Consider the following 12,014-nt stretch of genomic DNA (forward strand, 5'->3'; position numbering starts at 1 on the left):
CTTGTACTTTTTCTTTCGATGAAATGAGGACTGAATTACTTTACAAATTTGATGATTGCCATTTCTAATGCTAAAAATAACAGTGCAAAGATAATAAACCATTTCCAAAGTTGGCTGTCAGTTCGCTCAGTTTGTAGGGTGTTAAAAATAGTAGAAACGGTATCGGCAGTTTTGAAATCTGAAACCACATTTGTATTGACCTGGCTTAAATCGCTTTCGCTTCGTTTGTAGTTGAAACTCAGATTTTCTACCCAATTTTTTTTGTCAAATACACTATAATTTCCGGCTGTTTCAGGGAAATCATTGAAAACTAATTTTACTTTATTGTTCAATATTTGCTGAATCGGAATAAAAGAATCATCATTTCCTTTTACTTCCAAAATCGCATCTTTCGTCAAAAGAACATCAACAAAATAAGGCTGATTATTGCCAATGGTCAAAGCATTAACTCCAGTTTTTTGATTGTTCTGTCCCATTTTGTAAAATAGAGGAACAATTAACGGAGACTGCTGAAAATTTGAATTCACAGCATTAATCGGTGCCGAAAAAACAGAGACTCCCGAAACCGGATTTTGAACCATGGTCAAAAATACACTTTGGTCTTCATAAGATAAAACGGCCGGATAAGGGCTCGAAATATCAAATGATTTGGACGTTTTCGGATATTGAAAATTGGTGATTTTATTTTCAAAAACACCCGAAAACAAAGGATGATCAAAGTTGATTTTGGTAATTAGTTTACTGGTATTTTGAAGGTTTTTGAATTGAATTTTTCCAAAATTGCCTAAAAAAGAATTTAGATTCGCAACCGAAGTTTTTTCAGATGGAATGATTACCAGATTACCACCTTTGGCTACAAATGCTTTTAAGGTCGTTTGCAAAGCTTGTGGCACTTCTTCTAATTCGTTTAGAATAATAGTGTTTTGTTTGTCTAAACTATTATAGTCCAAACTACTGATCGAATAATTGTTGTAATTGAACTCGGTTGGGGTATAGATTCGCGATAAAAAGTTGCTTTTTTCCGGTTCTCCGATACTAATTATATTCGTTTTTTTAGTTTTAGAAATGCTAAAATAAAGTTTGTTATCGTAAGTCAAACCATGATCTTCGATCGTTACGTAACCATGAAAAGCTTCTTTTGGAATTGTAAAATTGATTTTCTTTTCCTTACTGTCAAAATTGATAATGGTTTTGGCAATTAATTTCTCCTGATTGTACAAGGCCATCGATACAGGTTTGAAATCTTCACCGTAAGCAGCTAAATTGACAGTGATTTCGTAAAAATTCTCTAAAGTCTGATTGATAAAAACGCTATCAATGGCCACATTGTTTTTTTGTTCGGCCTCGGGAATTATGAAATACGGTTTTTCTTCAAAATCAATGTTTTTTAACTCTTTTTCGGCCAGACCTACGGCATCTGTAATAATGACGATGTCTTTTTTATGAGCCGATTTATGCGCTTTTATTTTCGCCAGTATAGCCGAAAGTTCAAACGGAGTGGCGCTGTAATTTAGATTTTGCAAAGCACCTTTGGATGATTTGATATCCGTGTTCCAAAAGTTTTCGGTATTGGTAAGTAGGGAGAATTGCGCTGTTTCGGGTGTGTTTTCAAGCAATTCCTGAACGGCACGTTTTAGTAATTCGCCTTTTTTTCCTTTGGCCTGCATGCTAAACGAATTGTCCAAAACGATATACATTTCGTTTGAGGCATTTTTACTGTCTTTTGCTTCAAAGAAAGGCTGGGCAAAGGCAATAATAGCAAATGCCAACAGTAATAAACGGGTTGCCAGTAGCAATCGTTTTTTAATTTTCGAACTTTTTCGGGTTTGTATCGAAAGTTCTTTCAGGAAACGGACATTAGTAAAATAAGAGATTTTAAAGCGGCGTAATTGAAATAAATGCACCAAAATTGGAACAATCAACAGAAACAGAAAGTATAGAATTTCAGGGTGTTTAAAATGCATTCTGGCTTCGATTTACTTCACTACGTTTGATTTTTCATGAAGATGCTGGTCAAAAATACAAATTTGTTTTTTTATTTTAACCATATAAGTTATATAAGTTCATGTAAATACAGTGCTTTGAAAATCAAGCGGGCTAAACTTAAATTAATCTAAGGTGGCGGCTGTAATGCTGTAAAAGTTCTTTAACACATAGAAACATAGCTTGTAGAAATCATAATAAGGCATTTCATTTAAAATAAATCACAGATACCTGTGCGAATAAATCACGATTTTCTTAAAACCACTTAAAACAATCCATTTTAAAACGATGTTTCTATGTGTTAAAAATTGCATTCTAATAAAAAAATCCGTTTTTGTCCGCGTTTTTGCTATTGCAAATCGGTATAATCTGCGTCTAAATTCATCACAATCTTCACATACTGATGTTGTAACTTAATTTCACAAGCGGATTGAATAGATTCGTTAACACGAAGACACGGATCAGAACGGATTTAATTTATTTTTCAATGTAATTTTAACCATATAAGTTATGTAAGTTCATCAAAGCTGTGCGCAAAAGTAAAGTTAATTTTTAGCGCTAACGTAGTTTAATGAAAAAGGCGACTTTAGGGACTATACGCAAAAGTAAAATGAACTTATATTACTTATATGGTTTAAAAAGAAATACAACTTGTGCGAGTTTATTCCAAAGCATTAAGACAAAATGGGGACTATACGCAAAAGTAAAATGAACTTACATAACTTATATGGTTTAAAAAGAAATATAACTTTTGTGAATTCATTTGTAATAAAAATTAGATGCCCTAATTAGAATATTAAGTATTTTAGCCAGATTCAAAAAATAAAAAATATGAAAAGAGTCTATATGTTGCTTTTTTCTGTGTTGGCTTTTTCGGCTTCACAGGCTCAAAGCAAATTTAATTTGTTGGTTGGGACTTATACCAATACTTGTCAAAGTGACGGAATTTACGTTTACGAATTTGATTCAAATTCCGGAGATTTTAAGTTAAAGAGTTCTTCAGAAAATGTTTTGAGCCCAAGTTATTTGTCGGTTTCGGCGGATAACAAATTTGTTTATGCAGTAAACGAAAATGGAACTCAAAGTACAGTAAGCGCTTTTGGTTATGATTCAGCAAGCGGGAAACTTAATTTCCTGAATAAAAATGATGCTTTGGGAGCTGATCCTTGTCATCTGATTAATGACGATAAAAATGTAATTATCGCCAATTACTCCGGTGGAAACATCGCTGTATTCAAAAAGAATCCTGACGGAAGTATTACAACAGGACAGCAATTAATTCAACATGAAGGAAAAGGAGTTAATCCTGCACGCCAGGAAAAGGCACACGTACATATGGTTTGTTTTTCTCCCGATAAAAAATATGTTTTGTCTAATGATTTAGGCTTAGATAAAGTTTTTGTTTATAAATACAATCCCGATTCTAAAAACGAAATATTGACATTAAAAGAAAGTGTTGCTGTGAAAGCGGGAAGTGGCCCAAGACATTTGACTTTTAGCAAAGATGGCAAATTTGTGTACTTGGTTCAGGAATTAGACGGAACACTAACTACTTTTTCTTTTGATAAAAACGGAAGCCTGAAAGTTATCGCAGAAACAAGCATTCTTGAAAAAGATTTTAAAGGAGGAACGGGAGCAGCAGCCATAAAAATTTCGCCTGACGGAAAGTTTTTATACGTGTCCGATCGTGTAGATGTTAACGCTATTTCCGTATATAAAATCCTTAAAAACGGAGGTCTTGAAAAAGTAGAACAAGTAAGTACCTTAGGAAAAGGCCCAAGAGATTTTGCTATCGATCCAACTGGAAATTACCTTTTAGTAGGGCATCAATACACAAACACTATCGTTATTTTTAAAAGAGATAAAACAACAGGAAAATTGACCGATACAGGCAAAAAAATCGAATTGTGCTCGCCGGTTGGGTTGGTTTTTACGAAGATTTAGTTTTCTGAAGGTACTGAGGTACTGAGTTTCTAAGTGGCTAAGAATCGGAACTTAAAAAGCTTCAAATACAGGTTTAAATGATTAAACTTGTATTTGAAGCTTTTTTAATATCTTAAAACTTAGAATCTCAGTATCTTAAGTGTCTCAGAATCTCAAATTGAATATTTTAAAACTCAGAACCTCAGCAACTCAGTACCTCAGAACCTTCAAGAAAACTATTTATTCTTATCTTTCCTCTTCTTATCCCTAGTCTTCAACATATTTCTATTAACAGAACCATGCGTTTTCTTTTTGGTTTTTGAAGGACCACCAAGATTGACTTTTTTATTCTTTTTATCTTTTTCGTGAAAAGCACCATCTCCGGTAAGTTTTGGTTTTTTCGTTAAGAATTTAATTGGTTGACGGTCTTTTTCCGGCTCGATTAATTTCAAAGAAATTTCAACTTCTTCAGGGAAATCAGCGATTTCAAGTTCCTGATTCATCAAAACTTCAACTTCAACTTTAAATTCTTCTTCACGAGGAGTGATGAAACTAATTGCAGTTCCCGTTGCATCAGCACGACCAGTACGACCAATTCTGTGCATGTACAATTCAGGGAATTCCGGAAGTTCAAAGTTGATAACGTGCGAGATGTTCGAAATATCCAAACCTCTGGCCATAATATCGGTTGTGATCAATCCGCGTAGATTTCCTTCTTGAAATTCTGCCATCGTGCTCAAACGGTAATTTTGAGACTTGTTCGAGTGAATTACCCCAAACTGACCTTCAAAATCCTCTTCGATTCGGGTATGAAGCATATCCGAAATCTTTTTATTATTCACAAAAACCAAAACACGTTCCATGCTTTCGTTTGTTTCTAATAAATGTTTCAGTAAGTTAACTTTGGTATTAAAGTTCGGAACATTATAGGTAATCTGTGTGATTTTTTCAAGTGGAGTTCCTGAAGCGGCAAGTGTAACCTCTTCCGGAAAATCAAAAAAGTCATTCAAAACAGCATCAACTTCATCAGTCATTGTTGCAGAGAATAAAATGTTTTGACGTTTGGTTTTCATCATTGCCAAAAGAGCCGTCAATTGAGTACGGAACCCTAAGTTCAGCATTTCATCAAACTCATCGATAACTAATTTCTGAGTTTCATCAAAACGAACTACCGCGTCCAAAGCCAAATCCATTGTTCTTCCCGGAGTTCCGACTAAAATGTCGATTCCTTCGTAAACAGCTTTTTTCTGTGTATTGATGTTTACACCACCAAAGATTCCAAGTGTTTTAACCGACATGTATTTGGTTAATTTCTCGATTTCTTCTACCACCTGAACAACTAATTCACGTGTTGGAACCAGCACTACAATTTTAGGTGTATTGGTTGGTGTAAATTTGTATAATTTTAAAAGTGGCAACAAATAGGCAAATGTTTTACCCGTACCGGTTTGGGCAATTCCCATCATATCACGACCTGACATAATCACAGAAAAAGTTTTTTCCTGAATAGGAGTAGGTTTAACAAAACCTAATTCGTCTATTGCTTTTTGAAGTGATTTTGGAAGATTGAATTGTTCGAAAGTGCTCATTTACATTAAATTTTGTGCAAAGGTACGTTAAAATAACGGTTTGATTGTTAGATTATTAGTTGATTCGAGAAATTTAGGTATTTAATTGGTTGATTATCAATGATTGTATGCTTTAAAAACGACCAATTCAAAAAGTGGTAAGTCTTAATTATTGGTGTCATTTGTATTGTTTCATACATGAAAAGTATTCAAGAACAAAAAAGCTTTGCAACGATTTGCATTTTTTTTTGAATATTTTTGGGATACTAAAAACAGGCTTTATCAATTTGCTATATTTTATGGATTATATATTGAAAATAAATATACAATTACAAGATTTATTGCAAGTGCAACTTTTGACTAAACGATGGATTGGACTGAATTAAAAAGTGAAATTTACTATACAGACGGCTCTTTGAAAGATATTTATATTCAAAATACAGACATAGAGGATAATGAGAAATGGTGTGAATTTGCGAATAATAACTACGAGGTTAATTGGTTTAATGGTTTAAAACAAATTAATGAAGATAAAATTGAGTTTGAAACTGTTTAAGGGTATTTGAATGCGGAACACGAGTTCATTTCTATGGCTAGTATTTATATAGGAAAGATACAAATCAATAACCATTTCTTCGTGAAAGATGAAATTGAAAATGATATTTCACCAAGAGAAATCGTTACTATTGAAGACCATGAAAAAATTATAGAATATATGAGTCAAATGTCTGTCCTCTTAAACAAACCGGTTATTTTAACACCCGAGAACGAAAATAAAGTAGTATTGATAAAGGTAGTGAAAGGTGAAATTGAATACTTTCCAAAAGATTGAAATCAAAAAACGAATGAATAAGATAGAACGTACTATTAATGAAATAGCGCAAGATAAAATTGAATTTAATGAAGGCTGTAAAAAGGTACTGAGTGATTTAGATTTTAACTTCGAAATCGTTTTTAACTGTTTACGAAATTATATTTTTAACTCTATTCCGGAGAAAACAAATTATAATAGTCAAGCTTATCAAAATGCAATTCAAACAATTCCTTTGCGAGCAACATTTACACCGGTCGTTATTTTAAACTCATTTTCGACAAAAATTGCATTTAATAAACTGGAGAAAATTACAGAAGCCGAAAGAAGTAAGACTATAATTGCTTTGTTATGGATATTTAAGCAAACAGATACAGAAAGAAGAAATTCAGTGTGTCAAAATGATTGCGGACATGAATGGCATAATATTGAATAAAAAACACTGTCATCTGTATCTGCTCGACGAAGTTGAACTTTAGAAAAATTAACGTTTCTAATAAACGTTTGTGTTTAGTTTAAATAGAGCATTACTTTAATTGTTTAAGAGAAAAATCAACTAGATAGGGGGAGTTGTTTGATCAGCTCTTTATTATCCCCATGTTCCTCAATATTGTCATTTCGAGCGAAGTCGAGAAATCACACAAGCAGAGCACGCACTGTACGGAATATTGGATGTGATTTCTCATACTTCGAAATGACAGAATTGTGACAACCTCGATACCGGTAAGCAGTATACTGAAATCTGTAAAATGTATTGTGTAGTTTGTCAATTACGAGATGCGAGAAATCGCAAAAGTAACTCCGTACAGTTTGTCATCCTGAGGAACGAAGGATCTCCGTTTGCTGAATCGATAGCGCTGAGCTTCACTTTACGGAATTACTTGTGAAGATACTTCGTTCCTCAGTATGACAAAATTAGGGAAAATAGAAACGGAGCAGCTTGTGTGATTTCTCCTTGCGTCGAAATTGACAATCGAAACGTATTATTGTTACAGTTTAAGAAAAAAATCAACTAGATTAGGGATTTTGTTATTTGATTGTTAGTGAAATATATTACATTCACTTTTATCCCCATGTTCCTCAATATTGTCATTTCGAGCGAAGTCGAGAAATCACACAAGCAGAGCACGCACTGTACGGAATATTGGATGTGATTTCTCATACTTCGAAATGACAGAATTGTGACAATCTCGATACCAGTAAGCAGTATACTGAAATCTGTAAAATGTATTGTGTAGCTTGTCAATTACGAGATACAAGAAATCACACAAGAAACTCCGTCCAGTTTGTCATCCTGAGGAACGAAGGATCTACGTTTGCTGAATCGATAGCGCTGAGCTTCACTTTACGGAATTACTTGTGAAGATACTTCGTTCCTCATTATGACAAAATTGGAGAAAATAGAAACGGAGTACCTTGTGTGATTTCTCGACTTCGCTCGAAATGACAATCGAGATGTATTTATAAAACAGGAAGAAAACAAACTGACTATCACTATAGACAAAGGATAGAAATGCCTGTGTTAGATTTTGGTTAGGCAAAAGCAAGAAGGATAGACTTCGTATAAAAGTTTTTTGTAAGTTTGAACATTAAGGTTTCAAATGAAGGTTTATGGCAAAATCCTACCTTCACCAAATCGTAAAACGTTACCAAAATTATAAACCCAAAAAACCAATAGAAACTAATAAATGGATAAGATTAATTTACTAATTATTGTGACTGTTATCTCCTTGTTTATTTCATTATTTCTTGCCTTTTTTCTGCTTACGGTTAAAACAAAACATAAGATTAGTAATTCTCTTTTTGCTTTTTTTTTAATAATAAGCGCGATTGATTTTAGTTATCCTTTATTTGATTTAGTGAGTGACGGACCTTCAAATTTAGGAATGTTAAGAAATTTATTATGCTTCTTACAGCTCCCTGTTTTTTATCTTTATGTAGTATCTGCTTGTTATTCGGATTTTAAGTTCAAACCTAAATTTATACTGCATTTGCTTCCTTTTTTTATTGCGAATGCCATTTTGATACCTCGTTTTTATAGTGTTGATCTCGCTTCTAAGATCAGTTTTCTTCAAAATTATCAAAATGAAATAGAGCTAAAGTTTAATCATGCTCTGATACATGTTCAAATGGTGACCTACCTTGTTCTTGTTTTTATGATATTGAGAAAAGCTAAAAAACTATATCTTGAAAATTACGCTGGTACAAATATTAAGTCCTATAATTGGTTGTTTCAGTTTACGATTGTACTGACTGTTTTATATGCGGCTACCATTGTAAAAAACATTTTTAAATTTTCGGATTACCCCTATATTTCAGCAGGGATAAAAGTAGGACTACTGGCATTTCAGTTGGTTATTACCTGTTGGTATTTGTTTAAAGCATTAAACAATCCCGGTTTATTTAGAAATATTGACTCGAAATTAAAACTGGTTTCGGATATTGTTTTAGAAGAAAAAAAGAAGGAGCAGCCGGCTTTAAAGGAAAACGAATCAAATGAAGAGTTAGTAAAATTGAGAAAGTATATGATCGAAGAAAAGCCATTTCTTAATCCTTCGCTGACTATTCAAGATGTCTCTAAGGGGATTGAAATTCCTGTTCGCGATTTGTCTCTTCTGATTAATCATAAACTAGAGCAACATTTTTATGATTTTGTCAATACCTATCGTATAGAAAATGCTATGGAAATTTTAAAAGATGTTACAAAAAGTAAGGTAACTGTTTTAGAAATTCTGTACGATGTAGGGTTTAATTCAAAATCTTCTTTTAATACCGCTTTCAAAAAACACACGGGAAGCACACCTACTGATTACCGTAAAAGTCTGTAAAATAGTATTTTGTAATGATTCGTACTTGTGTTTTTATCTACTCGTACTTATTTTTTGAAACAAATGCGTCCGACTGTTTTTATTCGGTCGCATAAGAATACTTACATCCACATCTTTGTATCGAAATAAATTTTTAACCCAAAACACGATACAATGAAAAGTACTATTTTTTTACTATTTTTTGCAATTATAATCTCGAACGCTCAAACAAACAATAAAACATTGTCTCAAAAAAGAGACTATAGTTTTCTTACGGACAGTTTGAAAATGGACCAACAGTTAGGAAAATACAAATTGGCCGGATTTAGTCTGGTTGTTTTTGAAAATTATCAAATTGTATACTCCAATCAATTTGGTGTGAAATCGGTAGATTCTAAAGAGAAGATCAATGAAAATACAGCTTTTTCTACGGGATCAATTTCTAAATCAGTAACAGCGCTTCTTTGTCATATCCTTGCCGAAAAAGGATTAATTAACCTCAATGATCCAATCGACAAGTATTTAAAACGTTGGCATTTGCCAAAAAGTAAGTTTACGGAAAACAACAGTCCAACCTGGAAACAGTTTTTGAATCACACCGCCGGTACCAGTCAAGGTGGATTTGCAGACCATTATCAAGGCGATACGATTCCAACAATAAAACAAAGTCTTTTAGGACAGATACCAAGATATGATAAAGAAATTGAATTTTTGTTTACTCCGGGAACAGGTTGGTCGTACAGCGGTGGAGGTTATGTAATTGTACAAATGGCGCTGGAAGACACTTTAAACAAATCTATTACAACACTTGCTCAAGAATATATCTTTTCGCCTCTGGGGATGAAAAACACAACCATGATTCAGCCCAATGAAAAAGGATTTCTAACCAATGTAGCTCTTGCACACGATAAAGAGGAGAAAGTGATCAGAACAGGTTTGCCAATCACGCCGCAAGTAGGAGCATCAGGAATGTGGTCTACACCGACTGATTTAGCTAAACTTTCGTTTGAAATGCAAAATGCCTTACGTAATAAAAACAACAAAGTGATTTCTCATAGCGTGGCTGAAAAAATAGCAGAAGTAGCTGCTTTAAAAAATGCTGTAGGGGGCTGGAGTAGTGGATGGCAAAGATCTTTTAGTTATAATAACTATGATTGGTTGTCGTGTAATGGTTCTAATACCGGAGTGGGTGGCAGTGTTTTTGCTACAATGACCGATGGAAATGGCTTTGCTTTTCTTGCTAACGGCGAAAAACAGAACCGAATTCCTGTGATAAAACATACGCAAATGAAAATTCTGAAATTGATGAACTGGAATAAAAAAGTAGCGATTGACGAGGTTCAGGATATCCCCTTAGCTCTAAGAGAGAAACTAATCGGAACTTACGACGATTTCCTTTACGGAATGGGAGGAGAAACAAAAATAACAGAAAAGAATAATCGTCTTTATATAGAATCTGTAATGTTGGGCCATTTCATGGAGAGAAATGATATTGAATTAATCTATCTTAAAAACGGATTGTTTAAAATTGCAGATTACCCGAACTTGTTAAAATTTGATTACAGTGATGGAAAACTAAGTTCTGTAATCTTAACAAGAGGTAATTTGAATGCTAAAGTTCAAATAGTTGCAAAAGGAAAATAGCTAGTGGTTTGATGCCAATTTGGGATCAAGTCCCAAAGTTGTGGGGAAGTAAAAATCTCGCAAAGACGCAAAATCGCAAAGTTTTAATGAAAAAACAGAAAAAAAACTTTGCGACTTGGCGTCTTTGCGAGATCGTCAAAGCGAGAAGTTGGAAAATTAGGTACTTAAAAAGCTGTGGCGAAAAAGTATAAGATCTGTTACTTCTAACAAAAGAAATTTCTAAAAATTATTCCACAACTTTTTAACTTGATTCGAAATTACAGAACTATAAGATATTTGTTCCTCCACAACAATATGTCTTGATCCCTAATTTGTTCGCAAGATGGGTAAGAATTTCATATAAAAAAAGCTCCACTAATGGAGCTTTGGTTTTTTTAAAGACCTTTCAGATTAAGAATTCTGTCTTTCGACCTGTCAAATTCTTTATCCTGTCTTTGTTTAAGCAAAGGTAAGTATTTTTTTCATTTGTGTAAATAAAATCAATTGTATTAATCTATTAGGATATTCTATTTTATAGTTTATAGTTATTTTCTGTCAAAAGTATGTAGTTTTTTAAGAGCTCTTTTTACAAATTGTAAAAGAATAGTTTTGTCATGATGTAACTGGATAATATATTGCCCTTCTCTAATATGGAAGCCTTTATGTTTCATGGCAGTCCAGACCGTTACTTCATAAGTATCAACATCGAGAAAATGATATTCGAGAGCAACATTTAAAAAATGTTCTTGATTATCAACATGATTTTGAATAACTATTCTTGTGCTTTGTGGCGGCGCAAATGGTGGAAAATTAACAATTTTGCCATATTTAAGTGAATAATTAATGACGTGATTAAAAGTGTCTCTTATAAGCTCTAAAATTGCTTCAAGCTCAATTCCTTCTCGAACTCCATTATCATCACCTTGTTGTACTCTAATAGTATAGTGTTTATCTGCCCATACATCTGAGTTGAATTTATGGGGACTTGATAGTACTTGTCGTGCATTTTTTGAACAGCAATTTTCAGAATATGCTTCAAGGTTAACAATTGAGTCGGTGATAATAGATTTTATTCTCGGTCTTTCTCCAGCCATCTGTTATTTTTCTAAGCTGCAATATTAGCAATTAATTTGATTAATTGTAAGAAAATACGTAAATTAATTAAAGCTTATATTTATTTAACAAGATAGGGATAGCAGAAATATAGTCTCGACATGTTTTATTTGGCAAAAAAATACTTGTAGTCAAGCAAAAAACATTAAAATCTATTTGAACTAAAATAATTGTGAAATCAGTGTT

Annotated in this window: 9 protein-coding genes; 6 read left to right on the forward strand and 3 right to left on the reverse strand. The window is 33.2% G+C overall.

From position 1 onward, the window contains the following. Positions 1-35 precede the first annotated feature (35 nt). Entirely contained in the window at positions 36-1,964 is a 1,929-nt protein-coding gene (locus LNP23_RS12815) for a vWA domain-containing protein (protein WP_230001446.1), read from the reverse strand. An 850-nt stretch (positions 1,965-2,814) separates the two neighbouring features. Here LNP23_RS12815 and LNP23_RS12820 point away from each other — a divergent pair. Next, positions 2,815-3,927 carry a lactonase family protein gene (locus LNP23_RS12820; protein WP_230001448.1) on the forward strand — a complete coding sequence of 371 codons (1,113 nt, stop codon included), beginning with the start codon at positions 2,815-2,817 and terminating at the stop codon, positions 3,925-3,927. Positions 3,928-4,142: 215 nt separating this feature from the next. Here LNP23_RS12820 and LNP23_RS12825 read toward each other — a convergent pair whose 3' ends face one another. Beyond that, positions 4,143-5,495 carry a DEAD/DEAH box helicase gene (locus LNP23_RS12825; protein ID WP_047778752.1) on the reverse strand — a complete coding sequence of 451 codons (1,353 nt, stop codon included), beginning with the start codon at positions 5,493-5,495 and terminating at the stop codon, positions 4,143-4,145. Positions 5,496-5,841: 346 nt separating this feature from the next. On the opposite strand from LNP23_RS12825, the gene LNP23_RS12830 reads away from it, so the two are divergent. From LNP23_RS12830 to LNP23_RS12850, 5 genes are all read left to right on the forward strand, one after another. Then, on the forward strand, positions 5,842-6,030 hold the full coding sequence (locus LNP23_RS12830; protein WP_230001450.1) for a hypothetical protein: 189 nt from the start codon (positions 5,842-5,844) through the stop codon (positions 6,028-6,030). Between the two features lie 6 nt (positions 6,031-6,036). Continuing rightward, a complete protein-coding gene (locus LNP23_RS12835; protein WP_230001452.1) occupies positions 6,037-6,306 on the forward strand; it encodes a hypothetical protein in 270 nt (89 codons plus the stop codon). 13 nt (positions 6,307-6,319) lie between these two features. Beyond that, the gene (locus LNP23_RS12840) at positions 6,320-6,721 is read left to right on the forward strand and encodes a DUF5958 family protein (RefSeq protein WP_230001453.1); all 402 of its coding nucleotides are present in this window, start codon (positions 6,320-6,322) and stop codon (positions 6,719-6,721) included. A 1,252-nt stretch (positions 6,722-7,973) separates the two neighbouring features. After that, positions 7,974-9,113 carry a helix-turn-helix domain-containing protein gene (locus tag LNP23_RS12845; RefSeq protein ID WP_230001455.1) on the forward strand — a complete coding sequence of 380 codons (1,140 nt, stop codon included), beginning with the start codon at positions 7,974-7,976 and terminating at the stop codon, positions 9,111-9,113. 153 nt (positions 9,114-9,266) lie between these two features. Further along, positions 9,267-10,736: a serine hydrolase domain-containing protein gene (locus LNP23_RS12850; RefSeq protein ID WP_230001457.1), complete on the forward strand. Its 1,470-nt coding sequence runs from the start codon at positions 9,267-9,269 to the stop codon at positions 10,734-10,736. Between the two features lie 524 nt (positions 10,737-11,260). Here the strand turns inward: LNP23_RS12850 and LNP23_RS12855 are convergent. Beyond that, positions 11,261-11,809, reverse strand: coding sequence for a hypothetical protein (locus LNP23_RS12855; protein ID WP_230001459.1), 549 nt, complete (start codon positions 11,807-11,809; stop codon positions 11,261-11,263). Positions 11,810-12,014 lie beyond the last annotated feature (205 nt).

Source organism: Flavobacterium cupriresistens (genome assembly GCF_020911925.1).
In the GTDB taxonomy this organism is placed as follows: Bacteria; Bacteroidota; Bacteroidia; order Flavobacteriales; family Flavobacteriaceae; genus Flavobacterium; species Flavobacterium cupriresistens.

Bases quoted from the DNA above. Each gene is read 5' to 3' on its own strand.
- LNP23_RS12850 (WP_230001457.1), top strand. From the start codon at position 9,267: ATGAAAAGTACTATTTTTTTACTATTTTTTGCAATTATAATCTCGAAC.
- LNP23_RS12830 (WP_230001450.1), top strand. From the start codon at position 5,842: ATGGATTGGACTGAATTAAAAAGTGAAATTTACTATACAGACGGCTCT.
- LNP23_RS12815 (WP_230001446.1), bottom strand. From the start codon at position 1,964: ATGCATTTTAAACACCCTGAAATTCTATACTTTCTGTTTCTGTTGATT.
- LNP23_RS12840 (WP_230001453.1), top strand. From the start codon at position 6,320: ATGAATAAGATAGAACGTACTATTAATGAAATAGCGCAAGATAAAATT.
- LNP23_RS12855 (WP_230001459.1), bottom strand. From the start codon at position 11,809: ATGGCTGGAGAAAGACCGAGAATAAAATCTATTATCACCGACTCAATT.
- LNP23_RS12820 (WP_230001448.1), top strand. From the start codon at position 2,815: ATGAAAAGAGTCTATATGTTGCTTTTTTCTGTGTTGGCTTTTTCGGCT.
- LNP23_RS12845 (WP_230001455.1), top strand. From the start codon at position 7,974: ATGGATAAGATTAATTTACTAATTATTGTGACTGTTATCTCCTTGTTT.
- LNP23_RS12825 (WP_047778752.1), bottom strand. From the start codon at position 5,495: ATGAGCACTTTCGAACAATTCAATCTTCCAAAATCACTTCAAAAAGCA.